16 protein-coding genes are annotated in these 17,715 nt (G+C 60.5%); 4 read left to right on the forward strand and 12 right to left on the reverse strand.

Annotated elements, in window-relative coordinates:
- Window positions 1–10: 10 nt before the first annotated feature.
- Complete coding sequence (locus AC2GXZ_RS02750) at window positions 11–1,303, reverse strand: glycerate kinase type-2 family protein (RefSeq protein WP_483757585.1); 1,293 nt, start codon at window positions 1,301–1,303, stop codon at window positions 11–13.
- A gap of 21 nt (window positions 1,304–1,324) precedes the next feature.
- Window positions 1,325–2,218 carry a 2-hydroxy-3-oxopropionate reductase gene (glxR, locus tag AC2GXZ_RS02755; RefSeq protein ID WP_483757586.1) on the reverse strand — a complete coding sequence of 298 codons (894 nt, stop codon included), beginning with the start codon at window positions 2,216–2,218 and terminating at the stop codon, window positions 1,325–1,327.
- A 241-nt stretch (window positions 2,219–2,459) separates the two neighbouring features.
- Between glxR and AC2GXZ_RS02760 the strand changes: the two genes are divergently transcribed.
- The gene (locus AC2GXZ_RS02760) at window positions 2,460–3,494 is read left to right on the forward strand and encodes a LacI family DNA-binding transcriptional regulator (protein ID WP_483757587.1); all 1,035 of its coding nucleotides are present in this window, start codon (window positions 2,460–2,462) and stop codon (window positions 3,492–3,494) included.
- Between the two features lie 140 nt (window positions 3,495–3,634).
- On the opposite strand, the gene garD is transcribed toward AC2GXZ_RS02760, so the two are convergent.
- From garD to AC2GXZ_RS02775, 3 genes are all read right to left on the reverse strand, one after another.
- A complete protein-coding gene (garD, locus tag AC2GXZ_RS02765) occupies window positions 3,635–5,179 on the reverse strand; it encodes a galactarate dehydratase (RefSeq protein ID WP_483757588.1) in 1,545 nt (514 codons plus the stop codon).
- 88 nt (window positions 5,180–5,267) lie between these two features.
- Entirely contained in the window at window positions 5,268–6,626 is a 1,359-nt protein-coding gene (locus tag AC2GXZ_RS02770; RefSeq protein WP_483757589.1) for an MFS transporter, read from the reverse strand.
- Between the two features lie 497 nt (window positions 6,627–7,123).
- Complete coding sequence (locus AC2GXZ_RS02775; protein WP_483757590.1) at window positions 7,124–8,485, reverse strand: amidase; 1,362 nt, start codon at window positions 8,483–8,485, stop codon at window positions 7,124–7,126.
- Window positions 8,486–8,646: 161 nt separating this feature from the next.
- Here AC2GXZ_RS02775 and AC2GXZ_RS02780 point away from each other — a divergent pair, with 161 nt between their 5' ends.
- Both AC2GXZ_RS02780 and AC2GXZ_RS02785 read left to right on the forward strand, forming a co-directional pair.
- The gene (locus AC2GXZ_RS02780) at window positions 8,647–8,919 is read left to right on the forward strand and encodes a hypothetical protein (RefSeq protein WP_483757591.1); all 273 of its coding nucleotides are present in this window, start codon (window positions 8,647–8,649) and stop codon (window positions 8,917–8,919) included.
- A gap of 140 nt (window positions 8,920–9,059) precedes the next feature.
- Window positions 9,060–9,464, forward strand: coding sequence for a DUF983 domain-containing protein (locus tag AC2GXZ_RS02785; protein ID WP_483757592.1), 405 nt, complete (start codon window positions 9,060–9,062; stop codon window positions 9,462–9,464).
- A 409-nt stretch (window positions 9,465–9,873) separates the two neighbouring features.
- Here the strand turns inward: AC2GXZ_RS02785 and treY are convergent, their stop codons facing one another.
- The 5 genes from treY to AC2GXZ_RS02810 all read right to left on the reverse strand — a co-directional run bounded on the left by treY (window position 9,874) and on the right by AC2GXZ_RS02810 (window position 16,282).
- Window positions 9,874–12,423, reverse strand: a complete 2,550-nt coding sequence (gene treY, locus AC2GXZ_RS02790) for a malto-oligosyltrehalose synthase (protein ID WP_483757593.1) — start codon at window positions 12,421–12,423, stop codon at window positions 9,874–9,876.
- Window positions 12,420–14,234 carry a malto-oligosyltrehalose trehalohydrolase gene (gene treZ, locus AC2GXZ_RS02795; protein ID WP_483757594.1) on the reverse strand — a complete coding sequence of 605 codons (1,815 nt, stop codon included), beginning with the start codon at window positions 14,232–14,234 and terminating at the stop codon, window positions 12,420–12,422. The genes treY and treZ overlap by 4 nt, the downstream gene beginning before the upstream one ends.
- 84 nt (window positions 14,235–14,318) lie before the next feature.
- Window positions 14,319–15,014: a metallophosphoesterase family protein gene (locus tag AC2GXZ_RS02800; RefSeq protein ID WP_483758246.1), complete on the reverse strand. Its 696-nt coding sequence runs from the start codon at window positions 15,012–15,014 to the stop codon at window positions 14,319–14,321.
- Between the two features lie 62 nt (window positions 15,015–15,076).
- Window positions 15,077–15,871: a nucleotidyltransferase family protein gene (locus AC2GXZ_RS02805; RefSeq protein WP_483758247.1), complete on the reverse strand. Its 795-nt coding sequence runs from the start codon at window positions 15,869–15,871 to the stop codon at window positions 15,077–15,079.
- A 189-nt stretch (window positions 15,872–16,060) separates the two neighbouring features.
- Complete coding sequence (locus tag AC2GXZ_RS02810) at window positions 16,061–16,282, reverse strand: hypothetical protein (RefSeq protein ID WP_483757595.1); 222 nt, start codon at window positions 16,280–16,282, stop codon at window positions 16,061–16,063.
- Between the two features lie 153 nt (window positions 16,283–16,435).
- Between AC2GXZ_RS02810 and AC2GXZ_RS02815 the strand changes: the two genes are divergently transcribed.
- Window positions 16,436–16,624 (forward strand): DUF3008 family protein, encoded by a 189-nt coding sequence (locus AC2GXZ_RS02815; protein WP_483757596.1) that lies wholly within the window; start codon window positions 16,436–16,438, stop codon window positions 16,622–16,624.
- 91 nt (window positions 16,625–16,715) lie between these two features.
- Here the strand turns inward: AC2GXZ_RS02815 and hutX are convergent, their stop codons facing one another.
- Window positions 16,716–17,234, reverse strand: coding sequence for a heme utilization cystosolic carrier protein HutX (gene hutX, locus AC2GXZ_RS02820; RefSeq protein WP_483757597.1), 519 nt, complete (start codon window positions 17,232–17,234; stop codon window positions 16,716–16,718).
- Between the two features lie 9 nt (window positions 17,235–17,243).
- The gene (gene hmuQ / locus AC2GXZ_RS02825; RefSeq protein WP_483757598.1) at window positions 17,244–17,591 is read right to left on the reverse strand and encodes a heme-degrading protein HmuQ; all 348 of its coding nucleotides are present in this window, start codon (window positions 17,589–17,591) and stop codon (window positions 17,244–17,246) included.
- Between the last annotated feature and the right edge of the window lie 124 nt (window positions 17,592–17,715).

Genomic DNA, 17,715 nt, shown 5'->3' on the forward strand with positions numbered 1-17,715 from the left:
GCCGGGTTTGTCAGGTGTTGCCGGCCGGAATCTCTCCGGCCGTTTCAATCAGAATTGCCCTGAAGTCGTTGACGTTGGTAAGCGTCGGGCCGGTCACGACGCTTTCTCCGAGGGCTTCGAAAAAGCCGTGGCCATCGTTGGCTGCGAGGCGGTCGGCGGGGTTCATGCCCAGGCTCCAGGCTCTGGCAAGCGTGTCCGGCCCGAATGTGGCGCCGGCGATCTCCTCGATCCCGTCGACGCCGTCCGTGTCTCCGGCAAGCGCCGAGATGCCCGGCATGCCGTCGAGTGCGATTGCCAGCGACAGCAGGAATTCGACATTGCGTCCACCCCGCCCGTCGCCGCGGACGGTGACGGTGGTCTCGCCGCCGGACAAAAGCACGCATGGCGGGCTGAACGGCTGATGCTTGATGGCGACCTGACGGGCAATGCCGGCCATGACCTTGCCGGCATCCAACGCTTCACCCTCGATGGCATCTCCGAGAATGAAGGGCGTATATCCCGCCCGTCTGGCGATATCGGCTGCCGCTTCAAGCGCCGTTTGCGGCGTGGCGATCATGCGGATCTCGCAATTTGCGATCCGTTGGTCGTGAGGCTTGATGCTTTCTCCCCGGCCGCTTTCGAGGATCTCGATGACCTTGTCCGGGACGTCGATGGCGTAACGCCTGAGGATCGCCAGAGCCTCCTCGCAGGTCGTCGGATCGGCCACGGTCGGACCGGAGGCGATATCCATAGGATCGTCGCCCGGCACGTCGGAGATCAACAACGAGATCACTCTCGCCGGATGGCAGGCCGCAGCGAGCCGCCCGCCCTTGATCGCTGACAAATGCCGGCGCACGGTGTTCATCTCCGAAATCGTTGCGCCGGATTTCAAGAGTGCCCGGTTGACGGTCTGCTTGTCCTCCAGTGTCAGGCCGTCGATCGGCAACGGCAGCAACGCCGATCCGCCGCCCGAGATCAGGCACAGGACCAGATCGTCGGCGGTCAGGCCGGCGACAAGATCCAGTATTCTCGCTGCGGCATTGAGGCCGGCAGTATCCGGCACCGGATGGGCCGCCTCGACAATCTCGATCCTGTCGCAGGCGACGGCATACCCGTAACGGGTGACCACCAGGCCCGACAGGTCGCCGGGCCAGGCATCCTCAACGGCTCTTGCCATCGCAGCCGATGCCTTGCCGACGCCGATCACCACAAGCCGCCCCTTTGGCGGTTCGGGCAGATTGGCCGGCACGCAGCGGGCCGGTTGTGCGGCGCCGATTGCGGCAGCGAACATCTGTCGAAGCAGATCTTTCGGTGCGATAGCCATGAGGCCGTATTCCTTCCTGCATCAGGCCTTCGGGGTCTGGCCGATTTCGAAATTGGCCATCAGTTCGAGCGCCTTGACCATGCCGGAATGATCCCAGGCAGAACCGCCGTTTGCGGCGCAGGCGTTGAACAGTTCCTGGGCCGTTGCGGTGTTCGGCAGGGACAGTCCCAGCGAACGGGCGGTCGAGAGTGCCAGGTTCAGGTCCTTCTGGTGGAGGGCGATGCGGAAGCCCGGTTCGAACGTGCGCTTGACCATGCGGTCGCCATGCACTTCGAGAATGCGGGAATTGGCAAACCCGCCCATCAGCGCCTCGCGAACCCGTGCCGGGTCAGCACCTGCGCGGGCGGCCAGAAGCAGGGCTTCGCCGACGGCCTCGATCGTCAGCGCGACGATGATCTGGTTGGCGACCTTGGTGGTCTGCCCGTCCCCATTGCCACCGACAAGCGTGATGTTCTTGCCCAGGAGATCGAAGAGCGGCTTCACCGTTGCGAAGGCCGCATCCGGACCGCCAACCATGATGGTGAGCGATGCCGCCTTGGCGCCGACCTCTCCGCCGGATACCGGGGCATCGAGATAGTCGCAGCCCAGCGCTGCGATCTTTTTGGCGAATTCCTTGGTTGCGACCGGCGAGATCGAACTCATGTCGACAACGATCTTGCCGGGAAGAAGGCCCTCGGCGACGCCACCTTCGGCAAACAGCACCTTTTCGACATCCGGCGTATCGGGGACCATGACGAAGATGATCTCGGATTTTTCGGCGACTTCCTTGCCGGAGCCGCAGGCAACCGCACCGCCAGCTGTCAGGCTTTCGGCGACAGGGCCGATGGTGTTGACGAACAGAGCGTGTCCCGCCGCCTGCAGATGACCTGCCATCGGCGTTCCCATGATGCCCAAACCAATGAAGCCCAATTTCATGTCAGTCTTCCTCTTCTGATCAACCTATTCCCGGATAGCGTGCCGACGAGATCAACTCGTCATACAATCTCCTCCGGCTCCTCTGATAACGCTATCATTCCGTCTTTTGAGATGGTTTGCCTAGCCTTGGTTCGTGCGGCAATTCGTCGTTCGGGATGAGGGCGCGGCGCGGTGCCGGGTTTGTCACATAGGCGATCGGCTGCTATCGTGCGGTGCCATAACCGAATGAGATATTTCCCTTTTGTCGACGCCTGTTCCCCCCGCGAAAAAAGCCCGCAAGGCGCGCTCTTCAGGCGCAATCACCCTGCAGGAAGTGGCAAAGCTTGCCGGCGTCTCGCCCATCACCGTTTCGCGGGCGTTGAACCGGCCGGAGCTGGTGGCACCGCAGAAGCTGGAGGCGGTGAGGGCGGCAATCGACCGCACCGGCTACGTGCCCAATCTTCTTGCGGGCGGTCTCGCGTCGAAAAAGAGCCGGCTTGTCGCCGCGATCGTGCCGACGATCGGCAATTCGGTGTTTGCCGATACGATCGAACGGTTCACCGACCGGATGAGCCAGTCCGGCTACAAGGTCATTCTCGGCATGTCGGATTATCGGATGGACAAGGAGGAGGAGCTCCTCGGGGCCGTGCTGTCGCGTCGGCCGGATGCCGTCTTCCTGACCGGGATCAACCATTCGAGGACAACGCGGACCAGGCTTCTCTCCGCCAAGGTGCCGGTGATCGAGGTGTGGGACTATACGCCGACGCCGATCGACATGGTGATCGGATTTTCGCACGAACGTGTGGGACGCAGTGTCGCGCTGAACTTGTTCGACAAGGGTTACCGCAAGTTCGGACTGGTTTTTGCGGGAGATGACCGGGCCCGCATACGGCAAACGGCTTTCCTGGCGGCGCTCGCCGAGCGCGGCGTGACCGATGTGCAGATTTCCACGATCGCAACGCCCGGCAGCTTCAAGAAGGGACGAGACGGGACCGCGGAGCTTCTCGACAGCGGCAAGCCGGTGGACGTGATCTGCTGCAGTTCCGACGTACTGGCCTATGGGGTTTTGACCGAGGCGCAGGTGCGGGGTCTGTCGGTTCCGTCCGATCTTGGCGTGTTCGGGTTCGGCGATCTCGAATATGCGCCCTATACGTCGCCGGCCTTGTCGAGCGTGCATATCGATCGCAACCTTTTGGGCTTGCGCGCTGCCGAAATGCTCCTGGCGCGTATCGAAGGCGGCGAGAGCGAGAAGATCGTCGATATCGGTTTCAGCATCGTCGATCGCGACAGCACCTGATGTTTCTGTCGGCATTGCGTCGTTGATTTCGCTGGCATCCCGGGCACGTTCAAACCCGGGATGCCAGTTGCGGACGGACGGCTACGCTTCCGGAGGATTAGGAGCGTGTCGTCTTGGCCCGCGAAGAGGGTAAGGGTTGCTCACGTCACCGGCGCCGGGTTGAAGAGTGCCATGGAATTGCGCAACTGCCAGCGGTCGGCGCAGGCCTTTTTCCTGCCGCTTGCCACATCGAGGATGAGTTCGACGATTTCCATTCCGGCCTCCTCCAGGCTCATGTCGCCGGTGGCGATGCGGCCCGCATCGAAGTCGATCAGATCATGCCAGCGCCTTGCCAGATCGGTGCGGGTAGAAACCTTGATGACCGGCACGATGGCCAAGCCGTAGGGCGTGCCGCGGCCCGTGGTGAAGATTTCGATATTGCAGCCGGAGGCCGCCTGCAACGTGCCGCAGATGAAGTCGCTGGCCGGGGTGGCGGCATATATCAGGCCTTTCTGCGTTGCTTTTTCGCCCGGTGAGAGGACACCGGAAATGGCGCTCGATCCTGATTTTGCGATCGAGCCCAGAGCCTTTTCGACGATATTGGCAAGCCCGCCCTTCTTGTTGCCAGGGGTCGGGTTGGCGCTGCGGTCCGAGGCGCCGGCGGCAAGATATCTGTCATACCAGTCCATTTCCCGGATCAGTGCCCGCCCGACATCCTCGTTGATGGCCCTCGGCGTCAGGAGGTGGATTGCATCGCGGACCTCCGTGACTTCCGAAAACATCACTGTTGCACCGGCGCGCACCAGAAGATCGGCGGCGACGCCGAGTGCGGGATTGGCGGTGACGCCTGAAAAGGCATCCGATCCACCGCATTGCATGCCGAGGACGAGATCGGACGCTGGACAGGTTTCGCGTTCGCGCCGGTCCAGTTCTGCCAGGCGTTTATCTGCCATCTCCATGATCGAAGTGATCATCGCGCCAAAACCGATGTGCTTTTCGTCCTGAAGCGTGACAATCGAGCCCGTCTGGCCATTCGGCAGCAGCCGTTCGGGCTGCAGCTTTTCGCAACCGAGGCTGACCACCATCACCGCTCCGCCGAGATTGGGATTGGTTGCGAGGTTCTGCAGGGTGCGGATGGGAATGACGGCTTCCGGCGCGTTGATGGCGACGCCGCAGCCATAGACATGTTCGAGCGCGATAACGTCGTCAACATTCGGATATTTCGGCAGAAGCTCATTCTTTATCTTCTGTACCGCGATGTCGAGAACGCCGGCGACGCACTGCACGCTCATCGATATGCCAAGGATGTTCTTGGTGCCGACGGAACCGTCGGGATTGCGAAAGCCCTCGAACGTATATCCTTCGAGCGGCGGCTGTGGGGCAGGGACGGCAGTTGCCAGCGGCAGCGTGGCAAGAACCGGTGCCGTCGGCAGCCTGACGAGCGATTCCTCGATCCATCTGCCCTTTTTGATGTCGCTGCCGGCATAACCGATCACCTCGCCGTAACGGAGGATCTCGTCGCCTTCTGCAAGGTCGTTGAGCGCAACCTTGTGGCCTTGCGGGACAAACTCACCAAGAACGAGACCACAGGGAAATTCGGTCCCGGCCGGCAGGCCGAAGGTGTTGACGACGATGGCGACGTTGTCGCTTTCGTGGACCTTGATGTAGAGTGGAGCTTCAGTCATGGCGATGCCTTTATCTGTCATTGCGGGGTGTCCGGGGACTGCCTGTTTCAAGAATGCTGATGATGGCCGAGGCCACGCGGACTGGGCCGCGCGGCCTCGCACCTTGCTGCTACTGTTTGAGGACCATGCGCTTGATATCGCCGACGATGACGAGGTAGCTCACGGCTGCCACGAGGGCGTTGGCGCCGACGAAGACCAGTGCGCCGTTAAAGGAGCCCGAGGTCTGGACGATGTAGCCGATGATGATCGGTGTCGTGATCGAGGCGATATTGCCGCACATGTTGAAGACGGCGCCGGCCAGGCCGGTGATTTCCTTCGGTGCGCAGTCCGACATCACTGCCCAGCCGAGCGCCCCGATGCCCTTGCCGAAGAAAGCGAGGGCCATCAGGAAGATGATGGCTGACTGGATGTCGGTGTAGTTGCAGGCGATCATTGTCATCGACAGCAGCATGCCGAGCACGATCGGGGTTTTTCTGGCGACCGTCAGGGTGAAGCCGCGCTTGAGCATCGCATCGGAAATGACGCCGCCGAGAATGCCGCCGGCAAATCCGCAAATGGCCGGAATGGACGCAACGATGCCGGCGTTGAGGATCGACATGCCGCGCTGCTGCACGAGATAGACCGGGAACCAGGGCAGGAAAAAGTAGGTGATGGCGTTGATGCAATACTGGCCAAGGAAGATGCCGACCATCATGCGGTTGGCAAACAGCTGGCGCACATAGCCGAGTTTCGCACCGCCGGCGCTATCCTTTTTGCCGGGGCTGTCCATGTTGACGAGGCCGCCGCCGGACGAGATGTAGTCGATCTCGGCCTGGTTGATGCGGGGATGTTCGGATGGATTGTAGATGACCCTGAGCCAGATGCCGGCCAGGATGATGCCGAGGCCGCCCATGAAGCCGAAAGCCCAGTGCCAACCGAAATAATGGGTGATGTAGCCCATGACGGGGGCAAAGATGACGGTGGCGAAATATTGCGCCGCGTTGAAGATTGCCGATGCCGTTGCACGCTCATGGCTCGGAAACCATGCGGCGACGATCCGGCTGTTGCCGGGGAATGAAGGCGCCTCGGCGAGGCCGACCAGAAAGCGCAGCACGAACAGGACGAAAACAACCGCTCCACCGGTGATGAAGCCCGTCAGGCCCTGGAAGATCGTGAACAGGGACCAGAAGAAGATGGATAGGGCATAAACAAGCTTGGAGCCGAAACGGTCCAAAAGCCAGCCGCCCGGCAATTGCCCGATCACATAGGCCCAGCCGAATGCAGAGAAGATAAATCCCATCTCGGCAGGCGTCAGCCCGACTTCCTTGCTGAGAGCAGGGCCAGCGATCGCCAGAACGGCGCGGTCTGCATAGTTGATCGAGGTGATGACGAACAGCATGAGGAGGATCGTCCACCGCACGTTCGTTTTTTTCAGAAGCTTGCCCATAGGCAAGCCGGGCGCCGTCTGGGGCGCGTTTTCGATATTCATGATGTCTTCCTCCAGCGAGCCCGCGTTCTGCAAGGTTGGCAGTACGGCTCCTCGCGCTCTCTCCAAACGCTATAATGCTAGCGCTAACATCAAAGGTAAACCCCATTGTCGCGATGGCAATGCGACATGCATCCCTGCGGCAATATTACTCGCATGGATTGTATTTATTGCGGTTTCGGCGAATTCTGCAGTTTGTCGTACGACCGGACTGCGTTTTGCGCGGGGAGCCGGGCTTCGCCGCGCGGACATGATGGGATCGCGTGGGGGCTGATGTGGTCATCGATGCATGCGGCCTCGGGCATCGCGAGGCAGCGGATCACGGCTGGAGAAACGGACAAAGATCATCACAGTGCCGGGAGAAACGATCTGCGCCGGCAGAGCCTGGCCATGGACCAAGCAGAAGAACGGGCCGTGAAGGTGCGGCCCGTCTTGAGGTTGAGAAAAAAAGACCAACCAGGGCAATACTGCCCGGATAGATCTGGCTTTGCCGGCTGGCTTTATCCGCGGATGATTTCTTCGAAGCGCAGGGCTGCACCGAGGAGTTGTTCGTCCGCTCCGGCAATGCCGGAGAGCAGGAAGCCGACCGGCATGCCCGCATCACCGCTGCCGCAGGGAATGGAGACGCCGCACCAGTCGAGGAAGTTGCCGAACCCGGTATTGCGCAGCGTCTTGCCGTTGGTGGCGAAAAACAGGTCGTCATCCTCCAGAAGCGGCTGGATCGGCGGTGCGACATGGGCGACGGACGGGCAGGCGACGAGGCGTCCGGCCAGGAGGTCCTCGGTTTCCCTGGTCAGGCGACGGCGGATATCGAGGATGTCGATATAGTCGGCCATCGATATGTTACCGCCGAGACGGACGCGGGCGACAACACGCGGATCGATCTCGTCGGCGGCGGGGCCGGACAGGCGGTCACGATGAAGCGCGAAAGCTTCGGCGGTCACCAGCGCGCCGCGACTTTTCATCAGATCAGCGATTGCCTCGAAGGCCGGGATGCGCATGCGGCTGACCCGGGCGCCGGCCTTTTCCAGCCGTGCGATTGCGGCTTCGAAAGCGTCGATGACACCGCTTTCGGCGCCGTCGAAAACGCCGTTTTCAGGAACGACGATCTCGATTCGATCATCCGTCCCGCGCATCACGTCCGGCCGGCTGGCGCCGCGCATGGCGGCATCGATCCAGGTGGCGTCCTGTACGCGGCGGCAGAGGGGACCGAGGCAATCGAGGCTCTGGGCAAGCGGAAAGACGCCTTCCATCGAATAACGGCCGCGGCTTGCCTTGTAACCGACAATACCGTTCAGGCCGGCCGGGATGCGGATCGAGCCACCGGTATCGGTGCCGATCGCAACGGGGACGAGGCCTGCCGCTACGGCAACTGCCGAGCCGGACGAGGAGCCGCCCGGAATGCGCGGTACGTCAGTGCTTTTCGGATTATGGGGCGTGCCGTAATGCGGATTTATGCCGATGCCGGAAAAGGCGAATTCGCTCATGTTGGTGCGGCCGATCGCGGCCATACCGGCCTGGCGCACGAGATCGACGACGGCCGCATCCTTGCCGGCCGCCGGCATGGTCGACAGGACTGTGGAGCCGGCGGTCGTCGCCACGCCCTTGATATCAAACAGGTCCTTCCAGGCAATCGGGATGCCGTCCAGCCAGCCCAGCGAACGTCCCTCGGCGACGCGCTTGGTTGCGGCCGCAGCCTCACCCATGGCCCGGTCCTTTAACAGTGAAACGAAGATTGCCTTGTCGGCATGGCGCTCGATGCCGTCAAAGACCGCCTCGGCGATCTCGACGGGGCTCATGATGCCCGAGTGGATCAACATCGACAATTCGGCGATCGACATGCCGGCAACGGGTCTTTTCACGGGGATTTCCTTGGAATGGTTTTCGGGGGCGAGATGTGTGGGAAAGATTTATCCGATATCCGCGCCAAGGGTAGCAGAATTATCGATCCGGCCCTATCTCATCCCCGAGATGACGACCCGAAACGGGGTCGGCCTCTATGTCCTGTTTTGAGGATCAGATCATGAAAATGGTAGCCATCCTGCTTGCCGCCGCAGTTTCGCTGACAGGCTGCAGCACCTCGTTGAACAGCGCCGGGCTGGAGCCCATTCCCGGCAGCATAACCTATGGCGGGCAGCCGAGGACGAAGCTGACCAAGTCGCCGATCGGCAGTACGGTGCCGCATGAATTCTTCAACGAATTTGGCGACAAGGTGCACGAAACCTACGTCATCGAGCCGGACCGCAGTCTAAAAATCATCGAGCGGCACGTCATCCCTGAGCCGATCTGGGACTGACCCGCGGGTTGGTTGTACCTGATTGATGGTTTGCATCTTTTCGGAGAGGCAGATTGACGCGCTACAACTTGGTGCCTTGATGAATGCTAATGTTCAAGGGTAGGCCAATCTCCACATGATATCGAGAGGAAGCCGGACCCATGGGACATGATGCACAATGGCCGCCACTTTCGCCTTACAATACGGGTCTTCGGGGCCGCTGCCCGCGCTGCGGGCAGGGGCACCTGTTTGACGGCTTCCTGACGGTCAAACCGACTTGCGAGGTCTGCGGGCTGGATTACGGTTTCGCCGATCCCGCCGACGGGCCCGCCTTTTTCGTTCTTTGTTTCGCCTGCGTTCCGAGTGTGGCGCTGGCAGTGTGGATCGAAGCCGTCTATCAGCCACCGTTCTGGGTGCATCTGCTGATCTCGCTGCCCTTCCTGCTTTTGACCTGCATATTGCCGTTGCGGCCGCTCAAGGGGTGGCTGGTGGCGAGCCAGTTCTTCTATAAGGCGGAGCAGGGCAAGCTCGATCGAAGTTCGGGGTTACGGCGCGACGGGCTGTAAATCTCAATCGGCCGCTTCCTTGTGTGAGGTGATTTCCGGCCGACACTGTTCCGACATGTGTCATGGGAACCTTTTTGGGGCGTGATCGTTCACTTTTGCGACATCAAAAGGAGAACGTCATGAACAGCATCATTTGGTTGGTTGGAGCAGTCGTGATCGTCATTGCTGTTCTCAACCTTGTCGGTTTCGCCTGAGCGAAGACCGCACGCTAAACCCCAAAAACATTTTCAGGAGATCATCATGAACAGCATCGTGTGGCTCGTCGGAGCCGTTGTTATCGTCCTCGCCATTCTGTCCTTCCTCGGGATCCGCTGATCCCGAACGGAAGAATTGGCCAAAAGAAAACCGCCGTACCTCTGGGCCGGCGGTTTCTTCATTTTATGAGCGGGTTTTGCGCCTTGCCGTGTGCTCACTCGGCCAGAAGGAGCGCAAAAGGATGTTCCGCGAAGGCCCAGTTTATCGCCGCCTGATCCTTGAAATCGAAGATGCGGCCGCTGAAGATATCCCTGTAGCGCCTGTCTGACAAATGCGTCGGCAACAGAGCAATGGTCTCCGCCCAAGCAGCGCTACGTCCTCCTGGAAGCTCGTTCAGAGCCTCCAGTGCAAGCCGGGGTGCGATAAGAAGTGCCGCCTGGTCGTCGTGATGGCGGGCAAAGGCTATGATGTGATCCGCCCGCTTGCCGCTCACCTTTAATGGCAGATACGCGCCCTTGAGGAAAAGCGCGCGTCGGTCCCAGCGCATTTGCAGCGTGCGGGCGATGACATGCTGCTTGAGGTGGCCGCTCAGCCATTCATCCTCATCGGCCGAATTCAGCGGCGAGATTTCGTCGAATTGTCGCGCCAGCCTGTCGAAATCGGGTTCGCGGCGGTTGTCCGGATCAACCAGTGACAGATCGCTGGCCTCGCTTCCCTGATAGATATCCGGCACGCCCGGGCCTACGAGCTTCACCAATGTCTGCGTCAGGCCGTTGACACAGCCGGCGCGGATGAACGGGCGGATCGTCGCGGCAAAATCACTGACAAACGCATGGTTCTGCGGCGCCAGCATGTGGTGCACGTAGTCATGGACGGATTTTTCATAGTCCGCGTTCGCGTCGCTCCAGTTGGTGCGCAGCTTGGCTTCACGCAGCGCCTTTTCGACATAGGCCTGGAAACGCTCTTCCAGCGCCTTCAGGCCCTCGGCATCGTCGGCGGTCAGCTCTATGGGCCATGCGCCGGCAAGAGCCTGATAGAGCATCCATTCGACTGCCGGCTCGGGCGCTGGCCCGTCCTCCAGTTTTGTCACGGCGCCGCCATTTGCCTGGCGCCACCGCTGGACGGCGTCGAGCCAGATCTGCGGCGCTTCGCTTAGGGCATAAAGTCGGGCACGGGCATCTTCGCCGCGTTTGGTGTCGTGGGTAGACGTGCTGGACAGCGCTTCGGGCTGCAGCCTTTGGCGATCCAGCATCTCGTCGTGAAAACGGGCGAGCGAAAACTGTCGCGCCAGCGGCTCGCCCCCGACTTCGTTGAGAGCGATCAGGGCATGGTGTCTGAAGAACAATGTGTCCTCGACCGACTTCGCCATCAGCGGGCCGGTGAGCTGCTGGAAACGGGTGCGAAAGAGCGCTGCTTTCCCCGCCACCGAAACGGGCAGATCGCCGTTGATAATGGTCGTCAGGAAGGGCAGGGCGGTGAGATCTGTAGTCTGCTGGCTGCGCCGCAGATGGGCGACGACCCTTTCCAGCATCTGACGGCCCTCGGGCGGCATGCCGTTCCGTGTTCCATAGGTTCGATAGACGGGAAAGGCGACGAGCAATTCCCGGATACCGTCCTTGATCGTATCTGAGGATAGAGAGGGTTGGTGCTGCAGCTCTTCATCTATCGATTCAGCAAGCTTAACGAGAGTGGCAAGCTCGCCCGCAAAGTTGTTGTTCGCCATCAGCAATTTTGCTGCGCGCAGCTCCTTTTCCATGTCGGACGCCGCGCCTGCGACGGCCGTGTAGGCCGATTTCAGCGCATCCAGCTTGTCGCCATCGACTAGCGCGTCGCTGAGGCTGGCGATGAACTCGTAGCCGGTCGTTCCCGAAACAGGCCAGTCAGCTGAGATGTCCTCACCTTCGCCGAGGATCTTTTCGACGGTGATATAGCAGTCCGGTCCGGCCTCCTTGCGCAATCTATCCAGATAGGCTTTGGGATCAGCAAGGCCATCGACATGATCGATACGCAAACCATCCACTTCCCCGGAGCGGACGAGATCGAGAATGAGGCGATGGGTGTCGTCGAACACGTCATCTTCCTCGACGCGGACCCCTGCAAGCCCGGTGATCTCGAAGAAACGGCGATAGGAAAGATCCCGTGGCGCATCCCGCCAGGATATCAGCCTATAGGGTTGTTGTTCATGCAACTCCGCGATCGCATCCTTGTCGGTGATCTGCAACACCTCCGCCTCACTGCCGACATAGGTGTCGGGATCGAGCGGATAATAGGTGTCGTAATAGGCGAGTGCCGGCTTGCCGGTGTCCGGATCGGATTTCACCGAGATCTCGCCGGCTTCGAGTACCGTCTCGAATGTGTCGCCCAGGAAGGGCAGGGTAAGGCGGCGTGACCAGTCGATGTCGAAATGACCGGCGTAGCGGCTTTTTCCGCCATGTTCGACGACATCGCGCCACCACGGATTTTCCAGCGAGGCGGCCATGTGGTTCGGCACGATGTCGAGGATCAGGCCCAGGCCTTCTCCTTTCAACGCCGCCACCATGCGGTCGAAACCGTCGCGGCCACCGATCGCCGGATCGATCTGGTTGGCGTCGGTTACGTCATAACCGTGGGTCGAGCCGGTCGTCGCGGTGAAGATCGGGGAGGCGTAGAGATGACTGATGCCGAGGCGCTTCAGGTAAGGCACAAGACCGGCGGCGCGGTCGAAGGTCATGCCGTTGCGGAACTGGATACGGTAGGTTGCGGTCGGGATCATGCGGCGGCTCATGCCTTCTCGTAACTGACGATGATGGAATTGGGCGAAAGTTCACGCAGCCGTTCGGGCTGGTCTTTTTTCGGAAAGGCATAGATTGCCTTGCCAGGCATGGCCGGCAGCGGCTTTGCCGCCTCGCCGATATTGATCGCGATGGCGAGCCTGCCCTTCTGAAAATCCCATGAGACGGCGAGGAAACCGGTACCGGTGCCAAGGACCTTGCCGGTGCCGCCGGCGGCAGAACCAATCAGGGGAACGATAAATTCCTGCCGCAGCCGCAGCAATTCGCGGGTGAAGTCGAACCAATCCTTGCCTTCCGGCGACCTGAGCCTGTCCCAGTCGAGCTTTGAGGCATCGAAGGTGCTTTCGGCATTCGGGTCCGGCACCGCATCGCCAGTATGGCCGGCATGGCCCTCGAATTCCTTTGCCCGCCCCTCGCGCACGGCCTTGGCAAGATCGCCATGAAAATCGGTGAAGAACAGGAACGGATTTGTCTCGCCGTATTCCTCGCCCATGAACAGAAGCGGGATATGCGGGGAGAAAAGCAGGGTCGCCAGCAAGACCTTGGTGCGGGCAGCGCCGGCAAGCGATATGAGCCGCTCGCCTTCGGCGCGGTTTCCGGTCTGGTCGTGGTTCTGGATGAAGTCGACAAAAGCTGCCGGCGGCTGGCTTTGGCTGTCAACGCCGCGCTTTTCTCCGGATTGCGGCGATATCTCCCCCTGATAGGCAAAACCTTCCGCCAGGCAGCGGGCGACCAGCTTTTCGGGGCTTTCGGCAAAGTCCTGGTAATAGGCGTGTGTCTCGCCGGTGGCAAAGACATGGACGGCATTGTGAAAATCATCGTTCCACTCGCCGGTGAAAAGAGGCGTGGAGCCATCCTGGTCGCGCGGATGAAGGGCCGTGATGTTACGGCAGTCCTCGGTCGTCAGATGGATCGGCCGGTCGGTGATCTCGGCGCGGATGCGCTCGGCTATATCGATCAGCATGTGTCTGTCGGATATGTCCTCGATCTGGTCGATTGCGTCGAAACGCAGGCCGTCGAGATGGAATTCCTCAAGCCAGTAGAGGGGGGCCTCCGACATGTAGCGGCGAGCGGCATCGACATCATAGGCGATGCCGGCACCCCAGGGTGTCATTCGCTCCTTGTGGAAGAAGCCCGGGGCCAGAAGCGGCAGATAATTGCCCTCCGGGCCGAAGTGATTGAGAATGATGTCAAGCACGACGGAGAGGCCATGGCCGTGGGCGGCGTCGACAAAGGCCTTGAAGTCTTCCGGCGCGCCATAGGCCGAATGCGGCGCGTAAAGCAGCACACCATCGTAACCCCAGCCGCGTTTTCCGCCGAACTGGCAGATCGGCATCACCTCGATCATGGTGATGCCGAGATCGGCGAGATAGGGCAGCCTGTTGATCGCCGCGCGGAAGGTTCCTTCCGGTGTGAAGGTGCCGATATGGAGTTCGTAAACGACGGTCTCTTCCCAGGGCCGGCCTTTCCAGCCGGTGTCCTGCCAGTCGTAATTGGTCGGGTCGATGACCAGTGACGGACCGTTGACGTCGTCTTTCTGCGCGCGTGATGCCGGGTCCGGCACGACCATGCCGTCGGCAAGAACGTAGTTATATTCGGCTCCGGCGGATACGCCTGTCGCCAGCAGTTCGAACCAGCCGTCACGGCTTTCGCTCATCTCGGTGTCTTCGCCATCGAGGCGCAACGTGACGGTCTTCTGGCCCGGAGCCCAGAGCCTGAATCGCACTTCGCCGACTGCGACATATTCCGCTCCCCAAGTCTTTGGAAAAACGCGAAATTCCTCGGCGGCTGTGCTGTCCGTCATGCGATCCGGTTCCTCGTTGGTGAACGAGATCGGCAAACGGAAAACGAGCCCGGTAGTTCCATGCCGGGCTCGCGTTATTTGTTCTCACATCTCCAGCAGCGCGTAAGCCTTGCCGGTCGGTTTCTCGATGTGGGAGGCGACGTTGTAGACGGGGGCGCCGCCGGGCGTTCTCCCTTCGTAGGTGCCGCGATGGGCGTGGCCGTGGACGACGGCCTTGACCGGGAAACGGTCGATGGTTTCGGCCAGTCGCGATGAGCCGAGGAAAGGAAAGATCTCCGGCGGTTCGCCTTCGACGGTCTGCTGGATCGGTGCGTAATGCAGCACCACCATGGCGCGTTCGGAACGCACCTGGCGCAGCGCATTTTCAAGCCGCATGGTTTCCTCGACGCTTTCAGCCACCATCGCCTTGATCGCCGGTTCGCCGAAGGAGCCGAGCATGTAGCGGCCGAAGCCACCGGCAAAACCCTTTACCCCGGCAAAACCGATGCCGTTGATCTCGATCGCGGAGCCCTCCAGCAGATGAACGCCGGCATCCTTGATGATCGCCTTCACCTCGTCGACATGGCCGCATTCATAATCATGGTTGCCAAGCACGCCGACCATCGGGATCGAACAGGAGCGCAGGTCGGCGGCCAGAAGTTCGGCTTCCACCGGCTTGCCCAGGTCGGTCAGGTCACCCGTCAGGACGAGAATATCGGCCTCCTGCGAGATCTCGCTGAAAAGCTCCTTGTAGGAGATCGAACCATGTTCCTTGACATGCAGGTCACCGACCGCAGCAATGCGTTGCTTGCCGTTCGACTTGGTCGCCGTGGCGGCAGTTTCCGGTTTTTCCGACGTCTTGCTCACGCGGGGCCTCCTTCTCTGGTTTCCTCGTCCACACCGTCGCGCAGATCACCTTCGCCGCCGACATCGGCAAAACCCCATTCCTTCACGTCGATCTCGAAATCGACACGGCTGAACATGCGACCACGGCATATCTTCATCTGAGGCAGTGGTAGCTCGCGCTGCGCCTTCAGGCGGTCGAGCAGTTCGTCGAGCAGCCAGTCGGGCACCTTGTCGCGCTCGGTCGGGTAGATCCAGCGGAAATTCAGGAGGTGAATGAGCAGCACTTCCCAATGCACTTCCATATGATTGAGTAGGCGGTCCCAATCGATCTGATCATGGGCGCGCAGGATCATATGGACGATGTCGCCGCCATCGTAGCGATGACGGAGCTGGACGAAACATTTCGACCAGATCAGCTCGGTCGGCGCGATGATGCGCACCTTGTGGCCATTCATCTCGATCTGCCGGGCGTTTTCGAACCAGCTGTCGCTGATCGGCATCGTGCCGTTCGACGCGGCGAATATAACGTCGCAGAAATGCCGGCCTTTCTTGATCTTGCCGAGCCAGCGGTCGTCCTCAACCTCGATCTCGTAACCCTTTTCCTTAAAATGGGCGAGAATGCGGGCGTAGTCGCCGGCCTTGCAGAAGATGTCGAGATCCTTTGTCGGCCGGCTGATGCCGGTATAGGCGCTGATCGCGAAAGTGCCCGCCAGCAGAAACGGGATGTGGCAGGCAACGAGATCTTCCAGCGCTTCCGATACGAAGGCTTCCGCATCCGGATCGGCAAGCGTCGGTGCAGCCTTTACCTCCATCCCCGGCATCAGATGCAGCGGATGGCTGTTGCGTTCGTTTTCACTGCGGGCGTTTTCGCCGCCGGCTTTTTTGTTGGCGGTCGTCGGCTCCGACTTGTGCGTCGGTATCGTGTCGGCGTCCATTGGATATCTCCATTCTTCCCAGGTGAGTGCAACACGCGAGAGGCAGGAGAAGTTCCGTAGCGACGGTCAGTCGCGTTCCTGGTTGTCGGTATTGGCCATCGGGCTTGCGTGACCATCGGGCTGGTCGGTGTCTTCACGCTCACCGGCATCTTCAAGGTCGGTCTGGACGAGGAACCGGTCCTCGTTGCCGAGCCTTGCCGATTCCTTCAGTGCTTCCGGATTGGTGGTATCGAGCTGTTCGCGTTCGATGCCGTCGGTGCTCGTGGTTTTGGGAGAGGTCGTGCTCATGGCGGGTTCCTTTCGGAGATCTGTTCCGTCTGCGGGCAATCCGCAGACATGAGAAACAACCCTTCGCAGGATGAGAGGTTCCGTGCTTGTCGATTGGAACGAAAATCAGCGCGCCGGTGTTGGGAGGACAGACAATGGAACTGGAGGCGGAACATGCCGGCCAAATCGAAAGCGCAGCAGAAGGCCGCTGGCGCAGCACTCGCTGCCAAGCGTGGCGACATCAAGAAAAGCACGCTGAAAGGTGCGTCGAAGGATATGGAAAAGTCGATGAGCGAGACGCAGCTGGAAGACTTCGCCTCGACCAGCCACAAAGGCAAGCACGAACACGTTGCGCGTCATTGAAAAGACAGGTCTCCGGTCCGAGCCCGGGCTTCCCGGAAAGGCGGGTGCAGCAGCAGCGCCCGCCTTTTCCGTTTTCGTCAGGCGTGGTTTTTCAGGCGTAACGGGCGCGGAGCGCCTCGAACTTTGCCAACTGTCCGGCCAGCAGTTCACGAGCCTCGTCACGCTTGACGAAGACCTTGAACATCGGCGCGCCCTTGCCGTTCATGAACCAGATGGAGCAGGAGCGGCGGCCATGGAAAGCCCGATCGACGAAGGTGACCGAGGCGCAATTGTCCTTCTTGATATGACCGCCGATCGGGCTGTCGCCATGGATGTTGAACCATCCGTGGCTTTCAGAACCGGCCGGCAGTTCGCCGTCGATCTCGGCGACGACATCCTCCGTGTGGACGAGGAACAGTACCACGCCCCAGCTTGTCAGTTCGGTCCAGATCTCGTCGAATTTTTCCTTGGAGGCGATGACGGCCGATCCTTCGGGAAGGATTTCGAGGATCTCGGCAGTCGTCACATCCGCCGCGGCGGCGATCGACTCGACGATACCGTCCGGCTTCTCGGCCAAGGCTGCAAGAGCCCGTTCACGACGGTCCGGCACAATTTCGGAAACAGCGTTCATCGATGAACCTCAGGCTGCGTCGGCGGGACGGACGCCGTTCTTGTCTTCATGGATGATGACTTCAAAACCTTCGAAATGCGGGCCGGAGAGATACTCGACCTTGCTGCGGTTCTGGCCGGCATTGGCGTGTGCCGCGCGGAATTGTTCCGACTTCGTCCAGTCCTGGAAATGTTCGAAACTTTCCCAGACGGTATGGGACGCATAGAGGCTATGGTCCTCGGCCTTCGGACCTTTCAGCATGTGAAACTCGATATAGCCCGGCAGTTCGGCCAGACGGCCCTGGCGGTCGCGCCAGACGGCTTCGAAGGCCTCTTCGAAGCCCGGAACAACGCGAAAACGGTTCATCGCGATATACATGGAAATACCCCTCACTAAAGTTTCACTTTCCGGTCAAGATATCTGCCGGTCCTCCCCTTGAAAAGCCAAAAAAACTTGCGTAGTCAACTCAAGTTATCGAGTTTTACAGCGTAGCTTCGGTTTA

It is taken from the genome of Aliirhizobium sp. YIM B11859 (assembly GCF_057163345.1).

Excerpts from the sequence above, each read along its gene's own strand:
- AC2GXZ_RS02750 (WP_483757585.1), bottom strand. The coding sequence starts at position 1,303 with ATGGCTATCGCACCGAAAGATCTGCTTCGACAGATGTTCGCTGCCGCA.
- glxR (WP_483757586.1), bottom strand. The coding sequence starts at position 2,218 with ATGAAATTGGGCTTCATTGGTTTGGGCATCATGGGAACGCCGATGGCA.
- garD (WP_483757588.1), bottom strand. The coding sequence starts at position 5,179 with ATGACAGATAAAGGCATCGCCATGACTGAAGCTCCACTCTACATCAAG.
- AC2GXZ_RS02770 (WP_483757589.1), bottom strand. The coding sequence starts at position 6,626 with ATGAATATCGAAAACGCGCCCCAGACGGCGCCCGGCTTGCCTATGGGC.
- AC2GXZ_RS02780 (WP_483757591.1), top strand. The coding sequence starts at position 8,647 with ATGAAAATGGTAGCCATCCTGCTTGCCGCCGCAGTTTCGCTGACAGGC.
- AC2GXZ_RS02785 (WP_483757592.1), top strand. The coding sequence starts at position 9,060 with ATGGGACATGATGCACAATGGCCGCCACTTTCGCCTTACAATACGGGT.
- treY (WP_483757593.1), bottom strand. The coding sequence starts at position 12,423 with ATGAGCCGCCGCATGATCCCGACCGCAACCTACCGTATCCAGTTCCGC.
- treZ (WP_483757594.1), bottom strand. The coding sequence starts at position 14,234 with ATGACGGACAGCACAGCCGCCGAGGAATTTCGCGTTTTTCCAAAGACT.
- AC2GXZ_RS02805 (WP_483758247.1), bottom strand. The coding sequence starts at position 15,871 with ATGGAGGTAAAGGCTGCACCGACGCTTGCCGATCCGGATGCGGAAGCC.
- AC2GXZ_RS02810 (WP_483757595.1), bottom strand. The coding sequence starts at position 16,282 with ATGAGCACGACCTCTCCCAAAACCACGAGCACCGACGGCATCGAACGC.
- AC2GXZ_RS02815 (WP_483757596.1), top strand. The coding sequence starts at position 16,436 with ATGCCGGCCAAATCGAAAGCGCAGCAGAAGGCCGCTGGCGCAGCACTC.
- hutX (WP_483757597.1), bottom strand. The coding sequence starts at position 17,234 with ATGAACGCTGTTTCCGAAATTGTGCCGGACCGTCGTGAACGGGCTCTT.
- hmuQ (WP_483757598.1), bottom strand. The coding sequence starts at position 17,591 with ATGTATATCGCGATGAACCGTTTTCGCGTTGTTCCGGGCTTCGAAGAG.